The following is a 23,954-nucleotide window of genomic DNA, read 5'->3' as shown; positions in this document are numbered from 1 at the left end:
GGTTCAGAATGAATGTTGTTATATCTCAGCCTATGTATTTTCCTTGGGTTGGTTTGTTAGAACAAGTGAGGCTGGCTGATAAGTTTGTTTTTTATAGTGATGTGCAATTTGCTAGGGGATTCTTTAATAGGGTTCAGGTCAAAACTGATCCTGATACTTCGTGGATGACTGTTCCTGTTAAAAATGTTCGTTCACGTCAGCGGATCGATGAGGTCGAAATTGATCACAAAAAAAACTGGAAACAAGAGCATTTAGCCATATTAAAACGTTCATTGGGTAAAGCGCCTTTTTTTTCAGATGTAGAAGGTTTGTGCGATTCGGTCTGGTCTGAACCTTGCACTACGTTAGATCAGCTAAGCAGCTTGTCCATAGTTGCGTTAAGTCGCTACTTTGGTTTAACAGAAACTACAGAATTTTTAGATTCACGAGACATTGGTGTTGATGGCGCAGGTAGTCAGAGACTATTGGATATTTGCAACGCATTAAAAGCTAGCTGTTACATTACCGGTCATGGCGCAGCAAACTACCTTCAACATGAGTTGTTTGAAGAGAAAGCTGTAGAAGTTAAGTACATGGATTATAAATGCGCTCCATATACTCAGTTTTTTGGTACCTTCACTCCTTACGTGACTAGTTTGGATCTGATTGCGCATCAGGGGAAAGCCGGCTTGCATTATCTGCAGTCTGGAGTTGTCGATTGGCGTAGCCACTGTCTGACTCGCGGTAAGTAAGACTGGAAGCACATGTCGTATCTGTTGTGGCAGAGTTGCTTTCCGATTTTGAGTCATTTTTTGATTTTTATAAAATATTCAGGGGATATATGAATAAGTTAGACATGGTGATCTCTGAGTACCAGCCAAATGCCGCAACTGCGATAGAAAATGACCTTATTTTACACTGGTACCCTAAGCGCATCGTTCAGCGCTTTAAACGATGCGATAGTTTGCTTGAATTAGGGCTTGGTCATGGTTTCACTGCATCGACTTTTAATGCTGTGACTACACAGCACACCATAGTAGAAGGTTCTGGTGTACTTATTGATATGTTTAAGAAAGCTGAACCAGAGTTAAAAGTTGAACTTATCCAAAGTTATTTCGAAACTCTGGACATCGCGACGAAATTTGACGTGATCGTTATGGGATTTATCCTTGAACATGTTGATGACCCTGCCTTTGTTTTGAAGCATTACCGTCAGTTTCTGAAACCCGGTGGTAAGTTTTATATTGCAGTACCAAATGCAAAATCGATGAACAGGCGTATGGGGATCGAGCTGGGAATGATAGATGACATATACAGCCTAAATGCCAACGATTTAGCTCTAGGGCATCAGCGCCAGTATTGCAGGGATACGCTACGTCAGGAGTTGGAGCAACAGGGTTACAAAATAACCCATGAAGAAGGTATTTATCTTAAGCCTTTGCCTCTGCATGTACTGAAAACCCTGGATAGATTTGAGGAGAATTTACAGGCGATGCTGCAAGTTGGGATAGATTTTCCCGATTTATGTGTTGGCTTGTTAGTTGAAGCAGAACTGTTATGAAGCATGCCGCTGTGCTCGGTGCCAGCTCCATGTTAGGGAGATCGCTCTGCGAATTGTTAAGTCGCCGCGGCATTGAAGTGATTAAGATTGGTCGTAGCTCTGACAGTGACCTGCAATTTGATCTCAATGGCAATACAGATCGAAGTTGCAGCCTGAAATTTGATGTGCTGTTTCATTGTGCCGCCAGTTTTGCAGACGACTCACCTGAGGGATCTATCCTCAATTTTCAACAGAACAGCTATAGTGCCAGTCGAATACTAAAGCTGATGGATGAAAGCGATTGTTGCCAATTGGTATATGCCGGAACTTTGGCTTCGGCTATGGATTTTGATTCTTCCGGTTACACCAGTTACGGTTTAAGTAAATTTATGGCTGAAAGTCAGTTTGCCTGGAGCCTGAATAAACGGTCATCGTTATTTTGTAGCTTACGTTTTACCCATCTTATAGACGATGATGGCGACTGCATTCGCCATCAGCCTTGGTTTGGACGTCTCGTTGCTTACGCTGGAAGCGGTAACAAACTTGCATTGCCTGATTCTCTTGGACCAAGAAATTTTCTGCATGTGCAAGATGCTGCAGAATTAATGATCAGGGCTGCACTACAAAAATTGCAAGGCGTATATCCGGTATTGTCTGACGAGTACTGGTTGATGCACCAACTTGCTGATTTAGCATACCGCGTTTTTTCCAGAGGTGGTAGTTGGCATATCAATGCCCAGAAAACTCCTTTTCGCCAAATGAATTATCCTGCACAAGCAGAATTGTGGTCACTTTTACACTATCAGCCAAAGCTAACTATGGAGCAGTATTTCAGGCGCCTTGCTGAACTCAATACTATCAATAGGTTTGGACCACTGGACGTTGCATCATAATGAAAAAAATTAAGGTGGTAGTTACCGGGGCTGGCGCTATTATTGGTCAGGGGATCATTAAATCCTTGCGTCGTTCAGCGCTTAATGTGTTTGTGATCGGCGTAGATAGAACAATCACACCCTTAGTGAGTTCCTTATGCGATTTGACTATAGAAAAACCTCAGTATCCGGAGGGTTCTGACGATTATCTGCAGTTTTGGCAGCATTTATTACTCACTCATCAGATCGATCTCGTACTCGCCGGGCTTGATATTGATATGTATTTTTTTCACCAACACCGCGCGTTTTTTCAAGAGCGTGTGTTACTAAATTCACCTAAATTGATTGAATTGTGCCGGGATAAGTGGCTTTTTTCTGAGTTTTGTAGCGGTCAGGGCTTGAAGGTTATACCTGCATGTGAAGGGGATAGCTGGCAGCAATGTTTACAACAATTGGGACAACCACCTTTTATCCTTAAACCTAAATCAGGTAGTGCATCTTCTGGCATAGTCAGGCTTGATGACGAAACGGATTACCGCTACTGGAGTGTGAAAACGAAGCGCCCATTTTTTGTGCAGAAATTTATTGGCTCAGATGATGAGGAATATACGGCAGCAGCTATTGGTTTAGGTGATGGTAGTTCCACTGATTCAATTATCTTCCGGCGAAAGCTTGGTGCAGCCGGCAATACTCAATATGCAGAAGTTGTAACACACTCTGGCATTGATGGCTGGATCCGTCGTTTAAGTAACATTTTTAAACCTTACGGCCCTACGAATTATCAGTTTAGGCTGGATGGTGATCATGTCTTTTTACTAGAAATTAATCCACGTTTTTCTAGCAGCACATCATTACGTACTGCATTTGGTTACAACGAGGCTGAGCTTGCGGTTAATTACGCATTATATAAAACAATTCAACGCTCACCGCAGGTACGCTCCGGCCGCGGCTGGCGTTACAACGAAGATTTTACCCTATGAAAATAGCCATTTTGTCGGATATTCATAGCAACCTGGCTGCGTTAAAGGCAGTTTTAGCTGATGTTGAAGCTCAGGGATGTTCTCAGATTATTTCGTTGGGAGATGTTGTTGGTTATCACGCGGAACCTGGAGAATGTATTGATTTACTGATACAGCATAACGTCAAAAATATAATGGGCAATCATGATTATTATCTGATTGGAGAGGAAAATTGCCCACGATCACGGTTAGTGAGTCAGATTATTGATTACCAGAAAAGCATAGTGACAAACTCGCAGAAAGACTGGCTGGCGCAATCAGTATCGTCACTAGTTATTGATGATATGTATATGGTACATGGCGGATGGAAAGATCCTATGGATCAGTATCTTTACAAAGTTCGTTCTTCAGACATACCTGACGGTGCCAGAGTACTTTTTAGTGGTCACACTCACGTACAATGTCTGGCCGAGTTCGGCTTTCGCTATTATTGCAACCCAGGCTCTGTTGGGCAACCCAGAGATGGAGATCCACGAGCAGCTTACGCTATCGTTGATGCAAGTAACATTCGCTTGTGTCGGGTTGATTACGATATTGATAAAACAGTACAGACAATGATAGCAGCAGGATTTGATTCCAAATTTTATATGAATTTATATGCAGGTGCTCAAATAGGTGGGCGCATTGACAAAATAACAATTGAACAAGAGGGCATCTGATGGACGAACATCAGCAACAGGTTAAAGAAAACATCCGTATTCTTGGCGAAAGAAAAGATTTAGCTCAGATGTCTCTGGAATGGATGCTGGCTGTAGGCAGTGCTGGAAAGTATTCCTATAACTTTAGTTGGATGGGACGACCCATTATTCAGTATCCACAAGATATGGTAATGATGCAGGAACTGGTATGGCAGGTGCAGCCTGATTTGATCATCGAAACAGGGATAGCTCATGGTGGTTCTTTGATCCTCAGCGCGTCTTTACTGGCTTTGCTGGATTACAAAGATGCAGTTGAGCAAGGTAATGTTTTGGATCCTAAAAGCAGTAGGCGTAAAGTCATAGGTGTAGATATCGATATTCGCTCTCATAACCGCACGGCAATTGAAGCCCATGCTATGGCTCATAAAATTGAGATGTTCCAAGGCTCGAGTATTGATCCTGATATAGTCTCAAAGGTGCGTGCAGCCGCCGCTGGATACAATAGAGTATTAGTTTGCCTTGACTCCAATCATACTCATGATCATGTGCTTGCTGAGCTTGAAGCTTATGCTCCTTTAGTAAGCTCTGGCAGCTATTGTGTGGTTTATGACACTATTATTGAAGATATGCCCGAGGAGTTAGTGTCTGATCGTAGCTGGTGCCGTGGTAATAGTCCGAAATCTGCAGTCTGGAAGTTCATGGAACACAATCAGGATTTTGTTGTAGATTCGGATATTGACAATAAGTTGCAGATCACAGTTGCTCCAAATGGTTTTTTGCGACGTACATAATGATTGTCGTGAATATCGTTAAATAATGTTCAGACAATACTGGTCATAGCAAAATTTATTTAGGTCTTTTTTACTGTCAATAATGTATCAATGACCCTGAAAAAAATTGATTGTGGAGTTCATGTGTATAATACCAATCTGAGTATTATTATTACGGTGTTCAACCAACAGCATTTTCTTGAGCGTGCACTTCGGTCCTGCTTTAATCAACAAGTGGAAAGGCTTGAAATTTTGGTTATTGATGACGGGTCTGAACCAGAAGTTTTTTTGCCAAATGTTGGCTGCGTTGATGGAGTTAATGTTCGTCTTTTGCGCAAACTTAATGGTGGCGTAGCATCTGCTCGTAATCTTGGTATTTGGGAAGCCAAGGGCACTTTTATTAAATTTCTTGATTGCGATGATGAACTTTTGCCAGGCTGCTGCTCCGCTCAGCTGGCATCAATTAGAAGTGAGTTGCCAGAACTATCTATTATCGGATATCGAGTACAACAAGGTGTGAAATGGGTAGAAGGGGTACCAAAATTCGACTGGTTAATCTCAGCTTTACTGCAGGGTAATTTGGCCCCACTGCATGCATTTTTGTACCGTTCTGAAGATGTAAGAGCCATTGGTGGATTTGATCAGACAGAACGAACCCTTGAAACTATGGAAGATTATGATTTCAATTTGCGTATTGCTCTGCATGGAGTCATTGCGACTACTATTCATCGAACTGGTGTCGTCTATCACAAACAGCCGGGCAGTCGTTCGGCAGACACGCAAAAATTGCATCAGGCAAGCATTCGAATCATAGATTATGCGCTGGAGGAAATCTTACAAGGAAGAGTTAAACATGAGCCTTGTCTGTTAGATGTTCTTCATGGCGTAATTTTGCTTGCAGTTCAGAGCCAGGATTACCGAAGCTTTTTGCACTTACTTCCAAGATTAAAGTCCATTAAGACATCTTCTTCATTATTATTAATTAATAAGTTGCAATGGCAAGTTCAAGGACGTCTAGCCTTGGCTAAGTCAGCAGAGGAATCTGTATTCTGGCAGCAAGTAGCTGAACTTGCGCAGCAGAGTGAATTAGATAGTGGGCAATTACTAAATCCACCTAGCTACTCATTACGTGCTTCTGCTCCATTACTTGCCGTGCACTATTTCGACGGCATATTGCTTGGTCGTGTGCTGGCGAAATCAATGCAAAGCAAAGGATTGTGGTTATGGGGAACCGGTGTATGGGCAGATTACTGGCTGATGATGTTAGGTTCTTTTGAGATCACACCTAAAGGTTTTATCGACAGTGCCGCTACTACCAATATGAGTTATAAAAATTTAGCTTGCTACCGACTTGATCAGATCCCACCTGAACAGATAGAACATGTCATTATTTGTTCACGTGATGGATATCAGACAATTTGGGAAGTTATGGTGGAACGGAATATGGCTGACAAAGTTTTACACTATGTCACATTATGAAGAGAAAATAGAAAAAAGAGGTACAAGGTGAAAACAGTATTAACATACGGCACCTTTGACCTGTTTCATATTGGTCATCTGAATTTGCTGAAACGGGCGCGGGAGTTGGGTGACAAGCTGATTGTGGCTGTCTCTACCGACGAGTTTAATGCCACCAAAGGAAAAACCACTTTGATGCCTTTTGAGCACAGGGTAGAACTGGTGCGTAGTGTGCGTTATGTTGATGAGGTGATAGCAGAGTCGAACTGGGATCAAAAAATCAGCGATGTGCAGCAGCACAAAGTGGATATTTTTGTGATGGGCTCGGACTGGCAGGGCAAGTTTGATTTCTTAAAACCGCATTGTGAAGTGGTGTATTTGCCCCGCACTGATAATGTGTCTTCCACTGATTTGAAAAAAGCTATTCAGGTGTTTATGCAACTCAAACGGGATTTCCTGGACTAAACATGCCAGCCATCAAATCTGTTCATCATTCAGAGTCTTATGTCTGCGCCGCGTGAAGCCAAAGACTGGCAAGGACAACGCCTCTATATAGCACCGGATAATCCTGCTGGCAGGAACCTTGCGCTTTTGCTGCAACAGCAGGGCGCGATTGTGCTCGGTATAGTGGATAACCTGAAGCAGGGGCCTGATGTGTGTAATCATGCTTCACAGAGCAAAGCTTATGATGCTGTGCTGATTGCCCCTAGTGATTTTCAACAGAAAATTGCTGAAGGTATGTTGCAAAATGGCTTTGTGGCAAAAAAAATCTGGTGTTGCAAAACTCTAAATCCATTCCAGTTTGAGCCCTATAAAGCGGGCTCAGTGTGGCAGAAGCTTAAGGTTATTATTCACGACTGTTTTTTGTCATTGCAGGATCTGCTGCCTAAAGGCCACGTGGTTTATTACGCTGAAAAGTACGTCGACAGTAATGTGCTGGTCGCTTTTGATGCGCATCAAAAGCGACATCAGGACGTATATTTAGTGGTAAAAGATGCGCAGCGGTGTTTTCATCCGGCGCAAATTGACAAACCATTGCAGGTTTGCTGGTTGCTACAAAGAGCCAAAGTGCTGGTGTTGGATCATGAATCCACCGACCCTCTGTTCAACCGTATCCGAACTCAGGCCAAAGTTGTGCAGCTGTGGCATGGTTTACCTTTTAAACATCTGGCTGGCAACAAGCACTTTGCCCATATTCTGGATGAAGCTTTTGTCTCCAGCTCCAGTTGGTTTAATCTGCACGTTTTTCCAAAGATGTTTAAAGCCAAACATTATCTGGATTTTGGCTATCCACGTAACGATGCTTTACTACAGGCTCCTCTTGATCGCTGCTGGCACAATAGCTTAAGTCAGGAGCAATTACAGCAGCTTCGCGCTGGTAAAAAACTCATCGTTTTTATGCCAACCTACCGCGACAATGGCCAGAATGATCATCCGATCAACTGGCCTGAACTGCAGCAGTTTCTTGTTGAGCATAACGCCGTCTTTGTGATGAAAACTCATCCTTTTCTGGCACCTTTTGATGAACTGCGTCAGCAAGAAGGTTGTGACCGGATTTTCCATTATCCAGGGCGTTTTAATGTCTATCCCTGGCTGGCAGATGCTGATTTATTGATCACCGATTATTCGTCTGTGGCTTTCGACTTTTTACTCTGTAATAAGCCTGTATTGCATTTTATGTATGACATAGAGCAGTACGCCAAAGTACGGGGCCAGTTTGCGATAGCCAAAGAAGATTTTATTGCAGGCAGGACAGCAGAGACTTTTGCACAGTTGTTAGAGCAGATGGCGTTGGATTTAGAAACTGACCGTTTTGCCTTAAAAAGACAGGCTTTACAGCAAAAGTTCGATATGGTGAGTACAAGCTGTTGTCCTGCTCTTATTGCTTATTTAGAACAACTTAAATTGCAGCCTTAAAAAGTACAGGTCACCTTACGGCTAAACTGCTCTATCAAATTCACGCCATCCCAATCCGGGCTAAAGCTAAGCGCTTGTCCAACTGGCATTACCCGATCAAGACCTGTATACACGCTCGTCAGCCAGCTTTTTAACGCTGTTGAATCAACACCCCACACTGTTAAGGTCTGATGCGCCTGAGTCAGCATCGGATTTAATTGCTGAAGATCTTCAAGCTGTAATTCCAGAAATAAACCACAGCCTTGATGCTGCTGGATAAATGCGGGCTCTAACGAGCTAACTGCCACACGGGAAATACTCTGCTGCTGAGTCAGCATCAGCTGTTGTTCACTGCTCATAATCAACTGCTGCGCTGTGGCTAAGGCCTGATACTGCTCACTGGCATTCAGTGGCTGCTTCTGCTGAATAAGCTCTGTTAAGGCGGGCCAAAACCGTTGCTGCGCTTGTTGTACTTGTGCTGCGTCACCCAACCATAGAACGGCTTTGGCCGAAGAGCAGCCTTGCTGGGCAAAGGTCAGCTGGTCGCGGTAAAACAGTTGGACCAGCTGCTGGAACTCTGTGTCATCGGCAGCAAGCACTTGCTCTGCGCCTACTAAACACAAGGAAAACTTATGGCCAAAACTTAGTTCGCGGGCATGGGCAGGCATCACTAACTGGCGCTGCGCCTGGATTGCCTGATCGGAGCCCCACAATACCCGGCCATCCACTGTGTTAATCAGGCTTTTTAATTCAGGGCTGTTGTAGTCGCACTGTACCAGTTGAAAGCGGGCATTTTGCTGCGGAAATTGTGCTGCCAGACTACGGATTTTTTCAATCAATATCGCTGTGCTGCCACCGCTGCGGCTGGATAAACGAATCACGTTTTTATTGCCACAGAGCAAACTTAAAATGCCGGAATAAACAAATAAACTGTCGACATTGGCAGGCGCACTATGAAACACCAAACCTAAGGGTTGACGGATAAAGGGGCCCTGCTGATAAGGCGCAAGTAAAGGCTTTAAATTGGCCTGACGTAACCAGAAACCTAAAGCTATTAGATCCGGAAAATCCCGGCTTTGAGGGGCTTTTAATAAAGCTTCGGATAAGGCCTGACAATAGGCAAAATCCTGCTCTGCAAAAGACTGCTGCAGTTCTGTTTTAGTTGAGGGTGGGTTTAAAATGGTCCAGCTCATGGAGTGGTTCCCTCTTTTGCTGCCGGAGAAAACGTATCACTACAGCCCCGAGCTTCAGCCGCAGGCAAACGGCCTAAAATATGGAAATATTTGCCCATACGGCCACAAAGGCAGTTATCTTCGCCTAAAAGCACGGCACGGTCTTCTGACAATAAGCTATGGCCAGGATAACTGCGCGGCAACGTAGATAACAGCTGCAATACCCCTTCTTCTCCGACATCCGCTGTGTGCCAACTGCCCGGCGTACGAACTACTACATCAGCGTAACTGGGGCAGTGCAGATGGCCTTGTTCACATTCGACAAAAATAGCGCCCACTTGCTCTACCATGCCATAAAAGTTATGCACTTTGCTGATGCCGGTTTGAGTCAGTACCTGCTGCTTAAAAGTGGCATTGTCGACGGCTTGGTCCTGCAGTTTTTTCCAGCCACCGCTATGCAGTAACAAAGCCTGTGGCAACGAAATAGTTTTGTTCTGCTTTTGCAGCTCTTGAATAAAAAACTGCCAGACCATAAAGGTAAAACCAAATACAAAGACAGGGCCATCGCCAAACTGCTGGCAAAACTGCTCGACAGCTTCAAAATTAATGCTCATATCGTCATTCAGTGCATAACAATGATTGCGGCCCATAAAAGATAAACCCTGAATACCGGCACCACGGGCAGAAAAGTTGCTGCGGTCTTTAATCACGCCAGGATGATCAATAATCAGCATCGGCAAACGGGCTTTACCCAACCAGTGCTGCATGATTTTCACCAGAATTTTTGATTGCATAGCGGCAGTTGCACTGTCGAGCACAATACGGGACGGAGTGCCTGTAGTGCCGCTGGAATACAGCACTTTAAAGACTTCGGCGTCCGGCACAGATTGCAGTTTTAACTGCTTAAATAGCCGCACCGCCAGATAAGGCAGCTGTTCTGTGTTTTGTGCGCTTTGCTCAGTTGCAACAAAAGCTGGCCACTGCGCTGCAACAAGTTGCTGATAAGGGGGGCAATGTTGTTGATGATGTTTTGTCAGCTCATTGAGTTCTGCCAGCAATAAAGGCTGTTTTTCTGCCGCATTCAGGCTATAAGGCTCGCGCTCAACCAGCATGATGGCTCCCCATTGCAAGCTGTAACAAAGCCTGGTAATCGGCTTTACCATTGGAAAGCCTTGGTAAAGTGGGCAGTTGCAGTACTTTGTATAAAGCCGGATGCAGTTGCAGTTGTTCGCGTAAAAGCAGTTGTATTTGTTCTGCCAAAGCTGGTTCTTGTTGTGTGTAAGCGACTACTAACAAATCATCGTTGCCAGTGCAGCAGACAGGGTCAACCAAAGCGCAAAGTTGTTGTTCCAGATGATCCAGTTGCAGTCTTTTGCCCTGAATTTTCAGAAAACGGCTTAAGCGCCCAACAATACGGTACAAACCATTCGGCAGTCTTTCAGCCAAATCGCCGGTGTTTAATTCAGTCAAAGCACTGCTACTTGTTAAGTCGTCGGCACAATTGGCATAACCTAACATCACATTAGGGCCACGATAACACAGCTCGCCTTCAAGCAAATCGTCGATGATCAAAGCTTTGGTTACAGGATCTCGCAGTAGCAATTCACCTTCCGGAATAGCCACACCAATACAGTCGGCATGCTGCTGAATAAGCTCTGGTGGTAAATAAGCGATACGGGCTGTGGCTTCAGTTTGGCCATACATCAGATACACAGGTTTTTGCAGCGAGCTTGCAAGTTGCTGCACATAATCAGTCAGGCTGCTGTTCAGTTTGCCACCAGCCTGAGTCAGATACCGCAAAGCAGGGCGGGGCATACGCTCCAGCCGCAACTGGCGATACAGCTGATAACTAAAAGGCACGCCATGCAGACTGCTGATATGAAAATCCCGGGTTTGCTGCCAGAACTCTTTGCTCATCAAAGGGGCTTCAGTCAGTAAAATAGAAGCACCTTTGAATAGATGACTGTTCAGCACCGACAAGCCATAAGAATAATGCAAAGGCAGTGCAGTGATGGCGGTATCTGTGCTCTCTATCGGCAAATAAGCACAAATAGCCCGGGCATTGGCTTCGATATTTTCTAGTGACAACATCACGGATTTGGGCGAGCCAGAACTGCCTGAAGTGCTGAGCAGTAAAGCGCAGTCTGGCCTGACTAGATGCTGATGGCCAGTGAGTTGAATCTCACCAGAGCTTTGGATCACAGCCGCAATCTGTAAACGCTCGACTAACGCTAAGCTATGGCTATCACTTAAATCCGGCGCCAGTAATAACAGGGCTTTACCGCTGCGAAGTGCCGCCAGATAAGCCACGACCGCAGATAAGGTAGAACTAAAACGCAATGCCAGCAAAAAGTGCTCCGGCAGCAGTTTGTTTAGTGTTGCAGAATACTGATCAACGATTTTGGCCAATTCCAGGTAGCTAATGTTGGTGCCATCCGGCAAACGCAGGGCAATAGCTTCACCAAACTGCTCTAATCTGTCAGCAAAACTGCTCATAAACTAAAACCACCATCCACCGCCAGAATATGGCCAGTGATATAACGAGCGTCGGTTGAGCATAAAAATCTGATGGCAGCGGCCACTTCCTCGGCCTGACCTAAACGGCGTAAGCTGATGTTTTGTATCAATTGCTGTTTTTTATCTTCGTTGTAATGGGCTGTTAAATCAGTTTCGATAAAACCAGGTGCTACCGCATTAACGCGAATACCGCTTGGGCCTAATTCTTTTGCCAGAGATTTGACTAAAGCAGAGACCGCGCCTTTAGTTGCGGCATAGACAGCCTGACCAGCAGAACCTGCTTCTGCCACTTTGGACGATAACAACAGCAAGTGACCGGCTTTATGGCGCAGCATTAATTTGCTGGCAAGCTGACACAACTGCACTGTAGCGCCAACATTCAGCGCCAGTAGCTTATCCATATCAGTCAGGCGAGTCATAGCCAGTAACGAGTCCTGCATCTGACCTGCACAGTGCACCAGATGACTTAAAGCTTTATCTTGTAATGCTGTGTGTATCTGGCGAAATAAAGCAGTTACAGCGTCACGGTCTGTTAAATCGACTGCATGAATACAGACCAAAGCGCCCAAAGCCTGGCACTCCATCTGCACTTGTTCTAAAGCTGTTAGATCCCGAGCGATTAGAATCAACTCATGGCCCGCTTTAGCAAGATGCAGGGCTGCTGCGCGACCTATGCCACGACTGGCACCAGTAATAAGACTAACAGGCGTTTTGCTGATCATTGACAAGCAGCCATCAGAACGAAACTCCGTATTTACTCAGTATTTCTTTGGCTTTGGCGACCGAACTCATATCAATAATATCGTCGGTATCAAGCATCACATTAAATACGTTTTCCAGCTCGGCAATCAGCAACATATGGGCTGTTGAATCCCACTCTTTAATGCTGTTGTAAGCTAAATCATCATGGATTTGCGTGTCGGCTACCACTAAAGCTGTCGCAAAAGCGGCAGTTAATTTAGCGGTGTTGGTTTGGATCAGTTCGTTGCTCATATTAATTCCGGATAAAAGTTGCAAATTTAGCGGCGGCGTTCTGGTGTGCTTGTGGCACTAAAGTCATGGCTACCATCTCGCCTGAAGGCTTTATTGCGTCGGGTTGATAACCCAATTGTTCATTAAAACGTAAGGCTGCGCTATTGGTGTTTTTGACCTGTGCGAGCAGCGTTTTTTTACCAAGCTGTTCAAAAGCATACTGATTCAGCGCTAAGGCTGCAAAAAAAGCCAGTATAGTGCCGCGGTATTTGGCTTCACCTAAATAAAACCCTGTTTCCACAGCCTCAGATTCTGTCACAGTCAAAGCCGTTGGGCTTTTTAAATTACAGGCGCCAACCTGCTGGTTTTTATAATAAATCATAAACTGCATCTGGCGTTGATCCGCGCAAATACGTTCAAACCAGCTCTGTTGTTGTTCTGCGCTTATTTCAGCCTGATCCAGCATCTGGCTGCTTATTTCAGGGCTGTTACGCCACAGCCGCAGTTGCTCTAAATCATTCAGCTGCAGAGGTTTTAATACTACATTAAAGGCGGCAATTTCATCTTTATGCCACATTGGCGGGCATCCTTTTATGCTGAAATAGACGGGCGGGACCGTAGGGGCTGGGCTTGCCCCAGCCCTTTTCCGCCCCAACAGTATGTTTTTGACATCCATTGTTTAGCATTACACCAAATCCCAGCTCATGGCAGTGCCACGGGCCACATCTTTAGTCACAGTTTTGCCGAGTAGCATCGACAAATATTTAGGCGCTAAACCCAAACCAGGCCGGATGGCGCGTAAGTTTTCAGTCGTAAGCACCTCACCTGCTTTTAAATCGACCGCAATATACAAAGAGCGGCGGTGTTTGCGTGAGGCGATTTCTTTTTCAGTACAACCATAATTAACCTGACCTAAGGCTACTTTGGCTCTGGCGGTTTCTTCCACCAATTGCTTCAGCTCGTGGGGCTCTAATGAAAACTCAGCATCCACGCCACCTTCGCTTCTGTCGAGCACAAAGTGTTTTTCAATCACAGTAGCACCCAAAGCCACTGCAGCAACAGAGACCCCAATGCCAGTGGTGTGATCGGATAAACCCGCCTGACACTGAAACAGCTGAGCTAAATGGGGAATGGTCAACAAGTTGGCATCCACTGGACGGGCAGGGTAGTTGCTGGTGCATTTCAATAAAATCAGCTCTTTACAGCCGTTTGCTCTTAACACCTCTACTGATTCAGCCAGTTCTGACTGACTGGCCATGCCGGTAGACATAATCACAGGTTTACCGGTTTTAGCCACTGCGGCCAATAGCGGATGGTCGATGTTTTCAAAGGAAGCAATTTTATAACAAGGCACATCCAAAGATTCTAAAAAATCCACTGCAGTTAAATCAAAAGGGGTGCTGAATGTAAGCATACCGTGGCTTTTGGCCCGCTCAAAAATGGCCTTATGCCAGTCCCATGGTGTATAGGCAATCTGGTACAGCTTGTACAAGGTAGTGCCATGCCAGAGACTGTTGGTATCTTCGATATAAAACTCGCCTGTATCTATATCCAGCGTCATGGTGTCGGCTGTGTAGGTTTGTAATTTAACGGCCTGAGCACCGGCCGCAGCTGCAGCATCTATCATGGCCAGCGCTTTATCCAAAGACTGATCGTGATTACCCGACAACTCAGCAATAATTAAAGGCGGATGAGAAGGTCCAACCCAATGCTGGCCTAATTGAATATCCAAAAATGCTTTGCTCATCTGTATTTTCCTGTACTGCTGTTGGCCTTTAATGCCGACCCTGAAATTCTGTGTTGAGTAAATCTACAATAGCAGCACAACCGCCGCCTTGTGGCACCAGTTGTTTGGCTTGTTTTGACATCTGCTGCAACTGCTCTGGATTGCCCAGCAGCTGTTGCACTGCTTGTGTTAATTGCTGTGCTGTTAAATCCTGGCCATGTCCCAGATAAATACAAGCGCCGGCATCGGCTAAAGATAAGGTGCTGGCGACCTGGTTTTCCGCCAAAGTTACCACCAAAGCTGGCAATGCCAAAGCGCAGCGCTCCCAATGGGTGGAACCACCTGCGCCTATCATTAAAGTAGCTTGACTCATCAATTCAGCCATCTGTGGCGTATTAATATGCAACGTAAAACGACGGTCTTCAGCACAACGTTTTTCAAGCTCAAACTTGTGTGGATTGGCAAGGCCTATGACTATATCGGCATGAAAGTCGGTTTTCTGAAGTTGTTGTAACGCTTCGATGCTCAGCCGGGTTAAATTAAGCTCGTCTGTACCGCCGTAAAAAACCAAAAAACGCAGTTGTTCGGCTTTTGCCGTTCGTTGAAAAATTGCAAATTCCGGACGTAGCAGCACGTAAGAAGGGCCTAACAGCAGCAGAGCATCTTTGTTGACCTGTGTTTCATAGCGGCTATGCAGCTGTGGATAGAGGTTTTGATCCAATAAATAATCGCAGTGGTGAGGCCTGTTGGCTAAGTCATCAATCACCAGCAGTTTTTGATAAAAGCCTGTCATCGCCTGTTCGAACACTGAGGATAAACCGTAGTGATCAATGACTAATAAATCGACAGGCGCTTGCAGTTGCTGCATAAGCTCCGCTGCATCCTGCTGCTCTGTTACACCAAGCCAGGCAGCATAACCTGTGGCTTGAGTGTTTGTAGTTGGAGCTGTTAATTCAAGGACGTCAAAACTCTGATCACGCAACCACTGAATTAAGTTACCCGGATGGGCGCGGCAAGCAAAAGCTATAAACCAACCTGATTGCTGCAATGCTTTGGCTAAGGTCAGGCAACGCATCAGATGGCCTGACCCTATAACGGCTGAGGCATCTACCCGAAACAAGGCGTTTTTTGCCGCTTTCATAGGCGTTTTAACAGCAATTGATGTAACAGCTCTGCCCGCAGCCAATCCTCTTCAGTATCTATATCCTGCACCAGATGCTGTGGCAGCTCATACAAATAAGAAGCTGGTGAAAACACCGGTTTGGCATCCAACCAGCTTTGAGCGCGGCCACAATAAAACTGACCTGCATCATGATAAGTTTCAGGCAAATCCTGTGAACGTTTAGGAATAGAGGCTGGGTCTACAGCATTTACTTTGCCTGACTCAGAGCGATATAAAGCCCGCTGAATAGGGAAACTAAAACGACAACCAGAGAATACATAATCTAAAGCCGGATCCTGTTGCAATTGCAGCATGGCTTCTTTCAGCATATCAGGTTGAAGCAAAGGGGCAGTGGCATAAATGCAGGCAACTAATGTGGGCTCTAACTGCTGCTGTATGGCCCGGTTAATCGCGTGGCGCACCACGGCTGAAGTGCCTGTGTGGTCGTCTGATAATTCAGCAGGGCGGATAAAAGGCACTTTGGCGCCAAATTTTTGCGCCACAACAGCTATTTCAGCATCATCTGTGGATACCCAGACTTCATCAAAAGCCGCCGATAACAATGCGGCTTCAATAGACCAGCCAATCATCGGCTTACCATTAAAGTCTTTAATATTTTTACGCGGAATACGTTTACTGCCACCGCGTGCCGGAATAATGGCCAGTCGCATCCGTTACTCCTTGCAGGCGTCCTGCAGTGCTGAAGCCACTTGGTGCTGCTGCTCTGCTGTTAAATCGGCGTACAGAGGTAAACTAATGATCCTGCTGTAAAAATCTTCTGCTTGTGGCAAATCACCCCATTGAAAGCCAAGCTGTTGATAATAAGGCTGGGTATGAATAGGAATGTAATGCACATTGACACCAATACCAGCATTGCGTAGTGCTTCAAAGACAGCTAAACGGCGATTTTCGTCATGCAGTTTAATAATATATAAATGCCAGGCCGACTGACCGGCAGGGCATTCTTCTGGTAAATCCAGCGGTAAGTTTTGCAACAAGCTACGGTAACGGGCAACGGCTGCAAGACGCTTCGCTACAAAAGTGTCCAACCTTTTCAACTGACTTAAACCCAATGCTGCCTGCAGGTCGGTCATTCGGTAATTCAGGCCCAGTTCGACTTGCTGATAATACCAGGGGCCATGACTGACTTCGGTCATGTCTTCGGGATTACGGGTAATACCATGGCTTCGTAGCAATTGCATACGAGCAGCCAGGGTTAAATCTTTCGTCAGCGCCATACCCCCTTCAGCTGTGGTAATAATTTTTACCGGATGAAAGCTGAAGACTGTGATGTCGCTAAACTGACAACTACCTATTTTATGCTGTAAATAAGAGCCACCAATCGCATGAGACGCATCTTCTATAATGCGTATGCCATAAGGCCGGCATAAGGTCGAAATTTGCTGCATAGCGCAGCTGTGCCCAGCCAGATGCACCGGAATAAGTACTTTAGGTAAAGTGTTGTTGGCCGCTGCCTGTTGTAATTTAGCGGCTAAAGCTTTGACAGACATCAGGCCTGTGTCAGGCTCCACATCGACAAAATCGACAGTGGCACCACAATACAAAGCACAGTTCCCTGAGGCTACAAAACTGATGGAGCTGGTCCAGACTCTGTCGCCCGCTTTAACATCTAATGCCAGACAAGCGATATGCAAGGCAGAGGTTGCGCTATTTGTTGCCACTGCATGAGGCACATTGCAATAGGTTGCTAAGGCCTTCTCAAAAGCTGGCACAGCCGGGCCCTGAGTCAGAAAGTCAGATTTGAGCGTATCGACAACGGCCTGAATATCCTCTTCGCTTATCGACTGTCTGCCATAAGGGATCATAACATCGCGTCTCTGTTAAAACTTTCCAGCTCTTCGAGAGTTAAAAAGTGCGGGTTTTTATCCGACACATATTCAAAGCCTGGTGCGACCAACTTGCCATTTTCTTTTAAGGCATTCACGGTGAAATTATTGCCTCTGTTGGAGAAGTGGATAGAAGGCGCAATCACATAGTGATCGTCGTATTCGTAGGTGTTATAGGACATATCACCAGGGCACATCATTTCGTGCAATTTTTCACCAGGACGTATACCTACTTCTTTAATAGGCAAATCCGGCGCTATAGATTTGGCTAAATCAACAATACGAATTGAAGGGATTTTGGGTACAAAAATTTCACCGCCCAACATACGTTCGAAGTTCTTTAATACAAAGTCGACACCTTGCTGCAGACTGATCCAAAAGCGGGTCATCTCCAGGTGAGTCACAGGCATATGGTCAGCGCCTTTTTGTTTCAGTTGCTCAAAAAATGGTACTACTGAACCCCGTGAACCCACAACATTGCCATAACGCACCACAGAAAAACGGGGTTTGCTACCCCCTGAGATGTTATTGGCGGCGACAAAAAGTTTGTCAGAAGCCAGCTTAGTGGCCCCGTATAAATTAATAGGGTTGGCGGCTTTGTCGGTGGACAGGGCTATGACCTTCTGGACATTATTTTCTATGGCCGCGTTAATCACATGCTCGGCACCATTGATATTGGTTTTGATACATTCCATAGGGTTGTATTCGGCAGCTGGGACCTGCTTCAGCGCTGCGGCATGAATTACATAATCCACACCACGCATGGCACGAATCAAACGTTCCTGATCCCGCACGTCACCAATAAAATACCGCATGCAGGGCGCATTAAACTTCTGCTGCATTTCGTATTGTTTTAATTCATCTCTGGAGTAGATGATAATTTTATTGGGTTTGTACCGCTCAAGCAGAGTTTGGGTGTATTTATGGCCAAAAGAGCCAGTGCCACCTGTAATGAAGATATTTTTGCCGTCAAACATAAGCGCCCCTGATGTGTCATAAAACTGACAGTCATATTGGATCTGTACCCACTGTAACAAACCTTAGCATAATTTATTCCACTATTAAAAAATCCTTTTTAAATAGGTGCTTAGCTTCGCACAGGCTTGAAGTGACGCTGTTGCATAAAAAAAGTACAGACTAAAGCTTGGGGAAGCTGATCATTTTGGGGTAAACTCCAAGCATAGCCTGTCCATTCTGGAATAGCCTGAGGTAGTAGTATGAAAATCGGTAGCTCCTTCGCCAATGAAAATCAGTTGAAATTCAATTCGAATGAATCTGAAAATCTGCTGAAAAAATTAGCCACTGCCCGTCGTATCAACAGCGCTGCTGACGATGCTGCCGGACTGCAAATTGCCAACCGCTTAACTCAAAGTGCCAATGCTTCAGCTCAGGGCACACAGAATGTGTACGATGGTATTTCTTTAGCTACTGTGGCCGATCAAGGTCTGCAGGGCGTGACAGACAACCTGAATGAAATGGGTCGTTTAGCAGTGCAGGCTGGTAATGGCATATTGTCGGCTTCTGACCGTCAGGCATTACAAAAACAAGCTGACGCCTACGCTGCCAGTATTCAGGATCAAATTAAAAACACTGAATTTGCCGGCATCAAATTATTTGATCAGGATGGCTCTATTCCGGTCGGTACAGGTAATGGCAGCATTGCTATCAAAACTCAGGATTTATCCACTAAATTAACTGACTCAGGTGCTTTCAGTATTGATTTGTCTTCTGCCGAAAGTGCGGAAGCTTCGTTGAAGTCTATCCAGACTTCTTCACAACTGGTGGACAACAACAGAACTGATTTAGGCGCTACTATTAACGCTTTGCAGTCTACGGCCCGTAATCTGCAAACGCAGAATGTAAACGAGCAGGAAGCCATCAGCCGTATTCAGGACCTGGATTATGCCAAAGCGGTAACAGAGCAGGTAGCAGCTGGTGTTCGTGAACAAGCTTCTGTTTCTGTAATAAGCCAGGGCCGTATTTCTGAACAACAAGCCTTAAAGCTGTTAGCTTAATTTTTTACTCTTTTTTCCCTCTCTAAAACGCTATTTTTTTGACACCAGTGTCAAAAAAATAGCGTTTTACCTTGCAACCTCAGACAAGCTTTGTAGAATGACTAAAAAGCAATAAAAGTCTGAGTCTTATGACCACCAAGCTCTATATTCTTGATCAGCAGGAACAACGAACCTCTCGTTTAGGTGCAGTGCTGAGTTTTATTTCTGAAACTCATCAGTTGCTGAACTACCACGAGCTGGACCAGCATTTACATGCGGGCTCGCAGGCTGTGATTTTATTAGGGGCTTTATCCAGTCAGGATCATGAACAACTGATCCGTCGTTATCCGGCTTGTGCTTTTTTGCTGCTGGGCGAGACTCTGAAGCACCATCTGGGTTTAGCCAATGTGGTTGGCTTACTGACCGAACCTTTCTCTTACGCTTCTTTTACCCAGTTACTGCGGGATTGCCAGGAATACCAGCGTTTATTGCCTGGCCAGAAAGGCCAATGTGAGCAATCACGTTTTATTGGTATGGTTGGACAAACTCAGGCCATGCAGCAGGTCCGTTTCCTGATCCAACAAGTGGCCAAAACTGACGCCAATGTATTAATTCTTGGGGATTCAGGCACAGGCAAAGAAGTAGTAGCCCGTAATATCCATGTGTTGTCGAATCGCAGTCAGGGGCCTTTTGTGCCGCTGAACTGTGGTGCTATTCCGGCCGAGCTATTGGAAAGCGAATTGTTTGGTCATGAAAAAGGAGCTTTTACCGGTGCTATTTCTACCCGCAAAGGCCGTTTTGAACTGGCACAGGGCGGCACTCTGTTTCTGGATGAAATTGGTGATATGCCTTTGCCTATGCAGGTTAAATTGTTAAGAGTACTGCAGGAGCGGATCTATGAACGGGTGGGCGGTAGTCAGCCGATCCGGGCTGATGTACGTATTATTGCCGCGACCCACAGAGCGCTGGAAAACATGATTGAAGAAGGGCGCTTTCGTGAAGACTTATTTTATCGCCTGAACGTATTTCCTATTGAAACCCCGGCATTACGCGACAGAAGCGATGACTTGCCGCTGTTGGTGCAGGAATTGATTATCCGCACTGAGCAACAAGGTCATGCCAAAGTGAAGTTTACCGAGCGGGCTTTGGAAAGCCTAAAACTGCACCCATGGCCTGGTAATGTGCGTGAGCTGGCCAACCTGGTGGAACGTATGGCTATTATGTTTCCGAATCAGGTGGTGGATGTGGCTGAGTTACCGCAAAAATACCGCCATCTGGAAGTCGACACTTATGTGCCTGTTTATCCGGATGCCTTGTTGGAGCGGGACGCCATTAATGAATTGTTCCAAAGCAGTGACGATGAAGACGAAAGCACAGAGGAGTCGCTGTTTTCTGCACCAGAGAGTATTGAAGTTTTGCCAGAGCAGGGCATGGATCTAAAAGAGTTTTTGGCTGAACTGGAAATTTCTTTGATCACTCAGGCATTAGAGCGGCACGACTATGTAGTTGCAAGAGCGGCGGATATTCTTTGTTTGCGCCGTACTACCCTGGTGGAAAAAATGCGTAAATACAATTTGATGCGGGATGAAAGCCAGGCCTGATAACCGAACTGTCAAAAAAATGGCCTGTTAAGTTATTGATTTTACGTGTCTTAAATCGGATTTTAATTGTGGCATGTCTTGTGCATTTGAATGGCTAGTGTCAATTCATTTGCAGAGACGTTATGAGTACAGCCAAAGCTTATGCTTATGTTGCAGCAGAAATGCAGCCACAAGCGCAGCCAGAAATAGCGACAGCCTCAGCAACCGCCATTTCTACGGCCCGTCAGGCCCGTCGTCTGCAACATTTAGTCAATAACCTGCCGACAGCCGTTATAGTGCTGGATGAACGGGGTTATGTGGCTGAAGCCAATCCTGTTGCTATTTCTATTCTGGGCGAACCTTTAGTGGGGCAGCGCTGGCTGGACGTGATAGCGCGTTCATTCCGGCCCCGCAGTGATGATGGCATGGAAGTGTCTTTATTGGATGGTCGCAGAGTCAAGCTGGCGATCAGTTCACTGGAGCCTGAAGCAGGGCAGTTGATTGTATTAACTGATCTGACGGAAACCCGCCAGCTACAAAGCCGTCTCGCTCATCTGCAACGTTTATCTACCCTTGGAAAAATGATGGCGTCGCTGGCGCATCAAATCCGCACTCCGTTATCTTCAGCTTTGTTATACGCCCAGAATTTAACCAGTCCTAAACTGAATCCGCAGTCGCGTGAGCAATTTCAGCACAAGCTGGTGGCCCGTCTGGTGGATTTAGAACAACAGGTCAATGACATGTTGTTATTTGCGCGCGCAGGACGCGAGCAACAAGTAGAAGCTTTGTCTTTACAGCAACTGCTGACAGAAGTTTTTGCTGGCGTTGAAGCCTTGGTAGAACAACAACAGAGTCAAATCAGCGTCCAGTTACCTGAACCCGATGTGCAAATTCTTGGGAATCCCCGCAGCTTAGCCGGTGCTATTCAGAATTTAATACAAAACAGTATGCAGATCATAGGTCAGGGCGCGGTATTAAAATTGGAAGCCAGATTAGATCCGTCGAATTCGCAGCAAGTGATCATCGCGGTTGAAGACAATGGCCCTGGTGTACCACAACATTTACAACAACAAATTTTTGAACCCTTTTTCACGACCCGTAGTCAGGGCACTGGCCTTGGATTGGCTGTGGTACAGGCTGTTGCTCATTCCCACAATGGCTCTATCCGCTATTGCACTTCTGCATTGGGTGGTGCCCGTTTTGAATTATTGTTTCCGGTCTATCGGCCTGTCACTGCAGGTCAGGAGTTAAATTATGCAAACAACTAGTATTTTGGTCGTAGAGGATGATGCCGGCTTACGCGAAGCATTGTGTGACACGCTGAGTCTGGCGAATTATCAGGTGGTGCCAGCCCAAAGTGCTGAGCAGGGCTTGCAGCTGTTAAAAGAGCATAAAATCTCTTTGCTGATCAGTGACGTGCAAATGGGCACTATGTCAGGTTTAGATTTACTCAAAACCGTGAAACTGAATTATCCCTCTTTGCCTGTGCTGATGATGACGGCCTACGCCAACGTCAATGATGCAGTGGTGGCTATTCGTCATGGTGCTGTGGATTATCTGGCGAAACCATTTTCACCCGAAGTACTGATCAATATGGTCAGTCGTTATGCTTTGGGTGCAGAAGTTGCGACTATTGAACCTGTAGTGCATTCAGAGCAGGGCAAACAATTGGTAAAACTCGCGGCGAAAGTTGCCCGTTCTGACGCTAATGTGCTGGTGCTGGGGCCAAGTGGTTCAGGTAAAGAAGTTCTGGCACGTTATATCCATCAGCAAAGCGGTCGTCCCGATGGTCCTTTTGTTGCTATTAACTGTGCTGCTATTCCGGAAAATATGCTCGAAGCTACTTTGTTTGGCTATGAAAAAGGCGCCTTTACCGGCGCTATACAGGCTTGCCCCGGCAAGTTTGAACAAGCCCAACAAGGCACTATTTTACTGGATGAAATCAGTGAAATGGATTTAAACCTGCAGGCGAAATTACTGCGGGTATTGCAGGAACGTGAAGTGGAGCGCTTAGGCGCACGCAAAACCATCAAACTGGATGTGCGGGTCATTGCCACCAGTAACAGAGATTTAAAACAAGCTGTGGCTGAAGGTAAATTCCGCGAAGATTTATACTACCGTCTGAATGTGTTTCCACTGACCTGGACAGCTCTGGCTGAACGCCCGGCTGATATAGTGCCACTGGCTATGCATTTGCTGGAGCGCCATTGTCGCAGCACAGGTATGCCACAACCCACTTTAAGTTATGCCGCTCAGCACAAGCTGATGCAGCACTACTGGCCAGGTAATGTGCGTGAGCTGGACAACATAGTGCAACGGGCTCTGATTATTTGTGATGGCGATCAGATCAATGCTGCTGATATTTTGCTGGAATCAGCACCCACTATGATGGACAGCATGCCTGATGCAGCTTTTGCTCAAAACGCTGAGCAAGATGTCAGTGTTTTTAAGTCTGAGATCTACGAGCAGGAGCACCGTATTATTCTGGAGACCATGCGTGCCTGCGCCAACAGCCGCAAAGAAGTGGCTGAACGGCTGGGGATCAGCGCCCGTACTTTAAGATACAAACTGGCCCGGATGCGTGAGTCTGGTATACAGTTACCCGCCTGAATCCCAAGGGCAGAGCTTAGGCTCTGACCTTTTTTTACACCCCTTGATGTCAGAGTTTTAGACTCTGCATACCCCTGGCGCTTTAGTTTAAGCTCCTGTTTTATAATGATATTTTTACTTGGTGACCAGCTAGCCTCACTACGGAGGATCAGAGCTAAACCTCTGACCCTCAATACTGGCACGATCCCTGCTTTATCTCTGT

General features: G+C 45.8%; 24 protein-coding genes. 13 read left to right on the top strand and 11 right to left on the bottom strand.

What is annotated here, in order from left to right; all coding sequences use genetic code 11:
• The first annotated feature begins 8 nt into the window (after positions 1–8).
• The 9 genes from RHEIN_RS08305 (at position 9) to RHEIN_RS20360 (ending at position 8,193) form a co-directional block, all read left to right on the top strand.
• Entirely contained in the window at positions 9–731 is a 723-nt protein-coding gene (locus tag RHEIN_RS08305) for a WbqC family protein (RefSeq protein ID WP_008898533.1), read from the top strand.
• Positions 732–820: 89 nt separating this feature from the next.
• The gene (locus RHEIN_RS08300) at positions 821–1,540 is read left to right on the top strand and encodes a class I SAM-dependent methyltransferase (RefSeq protein ID WP_008898532.1); all 720 of its coding nucleotides are present in this window, start codon (positions 821–823) and stop codon (positions 1,538–1,540) included.
• Entirely contained in the window at positions 1,537–2,412 is an 876-nt protein-coding gene (locus tag RHEIN_RS08295) for an NAD-dependent epimerase/dehydratase family protein (RefSeq protein ID WP_008898531.1), read from the top strand. The genes RHEIN_RS08300 and RHEIN_RS08295 overlap by 4 nt, the downstream gene beginning before the upstream one ends.
• Positions 2,412–3,371 carry an ATP-grasp domain-containing protein gene (locus RHEIN_RS20365; protein ID WP_008898530.1) on the top strand — a complete coding sequence of 320 codons (960 nt, stop codon included), beginning with the start codon at positions 2,412–2,414 and terminating at the stop codon, positions 3,369–3,371. Before RHEIN_RS08295 ends, RHEIN_RS20365 begins: the two co-directional genes overlap by 1 nt.
• Positions 3,368–4,069 (top strand): metallophosphoesterase family protein, encoded by a 702-nt coding sequence (locus RHEIN_RS08285; RefSeq protein ID WP_008898529.1) that lies wholly within the window; start codon positions 3,368–3,370, stop codon positions 4,067–4,069. Before RHEIN_RS20365 ends, RHEIN_RS08285 begins: the two co-directional genes overlap by 4 nt.
• On the top strand, positions 4,069–4,839 hold the full coding sequence (locus RHEIN_RS08280) for a cephalosporin hydroxylase family protein (protein ID WP_008898528.1): 771 nt from the start codon (positions 4,069–4,071) through the stop codon (positions 4,837–4,839). Before RHEIN_RS08285 ends, RHEIN_RS08280 begins: the two co-directional genes overlap by 1 nt.
• Positions 4,840–4,962: 123 nt before the next feature.
• Positions 4,963–6,297 carry a glycosyltransferase family 2 protein gene (locus tag RHEIN_RS08275; RefSeq protein WP_008898527.1) on the top strand — a complete coding sequence of 445 codons (1,335 nt, stop codon included), beginning with the start codon at positions 4,963–4,965 and terminating at the stop codon, positions 6,295–6,297.
• A 27-nt stretch (positions 6,298–6,324) separates the two neighbouring features.
• The gene (gene tagD, locus RHEIN_RS08270; RefSeq protein WP_008898526.1) at positions 6,325–6,741 is read left to right on the top strand and encodes a glycerol-3-phosphate cytidylyltransferase; all 417 of its coding nucleotides are present in this window, start codon (positions 6,325–6,327) and stop codon (positions 6,739–6,741) included.
• A 39-nt stretch (positions 6,742–6,780) separates the two neighbouring features.
• Complete coding sequence (locus tag RHEIN_RS20360; RefSeq protein ID WP_008898525.1) at positions 6,781–8,193, top strand: CDP-glycerol glycerophosphotransferase family protein; 1,413 nt, start codon at positions 6,781–6,783, stop codon at positions 8,191–8,193.
• Here the strand turns inward: RHEIN_RS20360 and RHEIN_RS08260 are convergent.
• The 11 genes from RHEIN_RS08260 to pseB all read right to left on the bottom strand — a co-directional run bounded on the left by RHEIN_RS08260 (position 8,190) and on the right by pseB (position 18,545).
• Complete coding sequence (locus RHEIN_RS08260) at positions 8,190–9,365, bottom strand: acyl-CoA reductase (RefSeq protein WP_008898524.1); 1,176 nt, start codon at positions 9,363–9,365, stop codon at positions 8,190–8,192. The genes RHEIN_RS20360 and RHEIN_RS08260 overlap by 4 nt on opposite strands.
• The gene (locus tag RHEIN_RS08255) at positions 9,362–10,456 is read right to left on the bottom strand and encodes a LuxE/PaaK family acyltransferase (RefSeq protein ID WP_008898523.1); all 1,095 of its coding nucleotides are present in this window, start codon (positions 10,454–10,456) and stop codon (positions 9,362–9,364) included. The genes RHEIN_RS08260 and RHEIN_RS08255 overlap by 4 nt, the downstream gene beginning before the upstream one ends.
• Entirely contained in the window at positions 10,446–11,840 is a 1,395-nt protein-coding gene (locus RHEIN_RS08250) for an AMP-binding protein (protein ID WP_008898522.1), read from the bottom strand. Before RHEIN_RS08250 ends, RHEIN_RS08255 begins: the two co-directional genes overlap by 11 nt.
• Positions 11,837–12,583 (bottom strand): SDR family NAD(P)-dependent oxidoreductase, encoded by a 747-nt coding sequence (locus RHEIN_RS08245; RefSeq protein WP_008898521.1) that lies wholly within the window; start codon positions 12,581–12,583, stop codon positions 11,837–11,839. Before RHEIN_RS08245 ends, RHEIN_RS08250 begins: the two co-directional genes overlap by 4 nt.
• A gap of 13 nt (positions 12,584–12,596) precedes the next feature.
• Positions 12,597–12,854 (bottom strand): hypothetical protein, encoded by a 258-nt coding sequence (locus tag RHEIN_RS08240; protein WP_008898520.1) that lies wholly within the window; start codon positions 12,852–12,854, stop codon positions 12,597–12,599.
• 1 nt (position 12,855) lies between these two features.
• Positions 12,856–13,410: a GNAT family N-acetyltransferase gene (locus RHEIN_RS08235; protein ID WP_008898519.1), complete on the bottom strand. Its 555-nt coding sequence runs from the start codon at positions 13,408–13,410 to the stop codon at positions 12,856–12,858.
• 108 nt (positions 13,411–13,518) lie between these two features.
• Positions 13,519–14,580, bottom strand: coding sequence for a pseudaminic acid synthase (gene pseI / locus RHEIN_RS08230; protein WP_008898518.1), 1,062 nt, complete (start codon positions 14,578–14,580; stop codon positions 13,519–13,521).
• Between the two features lie 28 nt (positions 14,581–14,608).
• The gene (gene pseG / locus RHEIN_RS08225; RefSeq protein WP_008898517.1) at positions 14,609–15,700 is read right to left on the bottom strand and encodes a UDP-2,4-diacetamido-2,4,6-trideoxy-beta-L-altropyranose hydrolase; all 1,092 of its coding nucleotides are present in this window, start codon (positions 15,698–15,700) and stop codon (positions 14,609–14,611) included.
• Positions 15,697–16,392 carry a pseudaminic acid cytidylyltransferase gene (pseF, locus tag RHEIN_RS08220; RefSeq protein WP_008898516.1) on the bottom strand — a complete coding sequence of 232 codons (696 nt, stop codon included), beginning with the start codon at positions 16,390–16,392 and terminating at the stop codon, positions 15,697–15,699. Before pseF ends, pseG begins: the two co-directional genes overlap by 4 nt.
• A 3-nt stretch (positions 16,393–16,395) precedes the next feature.
• Complete coding sequence (gene pseC, locus RHEIN_RS08215) at positions 16,396–17,547, bottom strand: UDP-4-amino-4,6-dideoxy-N-acetyl-beta-L-altrosamine transaminase (RefSeq protein ID WP_008898515.1); 1,152 nt, start codon at positions 17,545–17,547, stop codon at positions 16,396–16,398.
• Positions 17,544–18,545, bottom strand: coding sequence for a UDP-N-acetylglucosamine 4,6-dehydratase (inverting) (gene pseB, locus RHEIN_RS08210; protein ID WP_008898514.1), 1,002 nt, complete (start codon positions 18,543–18,545; stop codon positions 17,544–17,546). The genes pseC and pseB overlap by 4 nt, the downstream gene beginning before the upstream one ends.
• 240 nt (positions 18,546–18,785) lie before the next feature.
• Here pseB and RHEIN_RS08205 point away from each other — a divergent pair, with 240 nt between their 5' ends.
• From RHEIN_RS08205 to RHEIN_RS08190, 4 genes are all read left to right on the top strand, one after another.
• On the top strand, positions 18,786–19,583 hold the full coding sequence (locus tag RHEIN_RS08205; RefSeq protein WP_008898513.1) for a flagellin: 798 nt from the start codon (positions 18,786–18,788) through the stop codon (positions 19,581–19,583).
• A 128-nt stretch (positions 19,584–19,711) separates the two neighbouring features.
• Positions 19,712–21,163, top strand: coding sequence for a sigma-54 dependent transcriptional regulator (locus RHEIN_RS08200; protein WP_008898512.1), 1,452 nt, complete (start codon positions 19,712–19,714; stop codon positions 21,161–21,163).
• Between the two features lie 122 nt (positions 21,164–21,285).
• Positions 21,286–22,410 (top strand): sensor histidine kinase, encoded by a 1,125-nt coding sequence (locus RHEIN_RS08195; RefSeq protein ID WP_008898511.1) that lies wholly within the window; start codon positions 21,286–21,288, stop codon positions 22,408–22,410.
• Positions 22,397–23,752: a sigma-54-dependent transcriptional regulator gene (locus RHEIN_RS08190; RefSeq protein ID WP_008898510.1), complete on the top strand. Its 1,356-nt coding sequence runs from the start codon at positions 22,397–22,399 to the stop codon at positions 23,750–23,752. The genes RHEIN_RS08195 and RHEIN_RS08190 overlap by 14 nt, the downstream gene beginning before the upstream one ends.
• Positions 23,753–23,954: the final 202 nt, after the last annotated feature.

The sequence above is a fragment of the Rheinheimera sp. A13L genome (assembly GCF_000217935.1).
Lineage (GTDB): Bacteria > Pseudomonadota > Gammaproteobacteria > Enterobacterales > Alteromonadaceae > Pararheinheimera.
Note: the sequence above shows the minus strand (reverse complement) of the source record. Positions and strands in the feature narration are given on the sequence as shown.

Coding starts and splice junctions, on each gene's coding strand:
- RHEIN_RS08305 (WP_008898533.1), top strand. CDS start 9: ATGAATGTTGTTATATCTCAGCCTATGTATTTTCCTTGGGTTGGTTTG.
- RHEIN_RS08300 (WP_008898532.1), top strand. CDS start 821: ATGAATAAGTTAGACATGGTGATCTCTGAGTACCAGCCAAATGCCGCA.
- RHEIN_RS08295 (WP_008898531.1), top strand. CDS start 1,537: ATGAAGCATGCCGCTGTGCTCGGTGCCAGCTCCATGTTAGGGAGATCG.
- RHEIN_RS20365 (WP_008898530.1), top strand. CDS start 2,412: ATGAAAAAAATTAAGGTGGTAGTTACCGGGGCTGGCGCTATTATTGGT.
- RHEIN_RS08285 (WP_008898529.1), top strand. CDS start 3,368: ATGAAAATAGCCATTTTGTCGGATATTCATAGCAACCTGGCTGCGTTA.
- RHEIN_RS08280 (WP_008898528.1), top strand. CDS start 4,069: ATGGACGAACATCAGCAACAGGTTAAAGAAAACATCCGTATTCTTGGC.
- RHEIN_RS20360 (WP_008898525.1), top strand. CDS start 6,781: ATGTCTGCGCCGCGTGAAGCCAAAGACTGGCAAGGACAACGCCTCTAT.
- RHEIN_RS08260 (WP_008898524.1), bottom strand. CDS start 9,365: ATGAGCTGGACCATTTTAAACCCACCCTCAACTAAAACAGAACTGCAG.
- RHEIN_RS08255 (WP_008898523.1), bottom strand. CDS start 10,456: ATGCTGGTTGAGCGCGAGCCTTATAGCCTGAATGCGGCAGAAAAACAG.
- RHEIN_RS08250 (WP_008898522.1), bottom strand. CDS start 11,840: ATGAGCAGTTTTGCTGACAGATTAGAGCAGTTTGGTGAAGCTATTGCC.
- RHEIN_RS08245 (WP_008898521.1), bottom strand. CDS start 12,583: ATGATCAGCAAAACGCCTGTTAGTCTTATTACTGGTGCCAGTCGTGGC.
- RHEIN_RS08240 (WP_008898520.1), bottom strand. CDS start 12,854: ATGAGCAACGAACTGATCCAAACCAACACCGCTAAATTAACTGCCGCT.
- RHEIN_RS08235 (WP_008898519.1), bottom strand. CDS start 13,410: ATGTGGCATAAAGATGAAATTGCCGCCTTTAATGTAGTATTAAAACCT.
- pseI (WP_008898518.1), bottom strand. CDS start 14,580: ATGAGCAAAGCATTTTTGGATATTCAATTAGGCCAGCATTGGGTTGGA.
- pseG (WP_008898517.1), bottom strand. CDS start 15,700: ATGAAAGCGGCAAAAAACGCCTTGTTTCGGGTAGATGCCTCAGCCGTT.
- pseF (WP_008898516.1), bottom strand. CDS start 16,392: ATGCGACTGGCCATTATTCCGGCACGCGGTGGCAGTAAACGTATTCCG.
- pseC (WP_008898515.1), bottom strand. CDS start 17,547: ATGATCCCTTATGGCAGACAGTCGATAAGCGAAGAGGATATTCAGGCC.
- pseB (WP_008898514.1), bottom strand. CDS start 18,545: ATGTTTGACGGCAAAAATATCTTCATTACAGGTGGCACTGGCTCTTTT.
- RHEIN_RS08205 (WP_008898513.1), top strand. CDS start 18,786: ATGAAAATCGGTAGCTCCTTCGCCAATGAAAATCAGTTGAAATTCAAT.
- RHEIN_RS08200 (WP_008898512.1), top strand. CDS start 19,712: ATGACCACCAAGCTCTATATTCTTGATCAGCAGGAACAACGAACCTCT.
- RHEIN_RS08195 (WP_008898511.1), top strand. CDS start 21,286: ATGAGTACAGCCAAAGCTTATGCTTATGTTGCAGCAGAAATGCAGCCA.
- RHEIN_RS08190 (WP_008898510.1), top strand. CDS start 22,397: ATGCAAACAACTAGTATTTTGGTCGTAGAGGATGATGCCGGCTTACGC.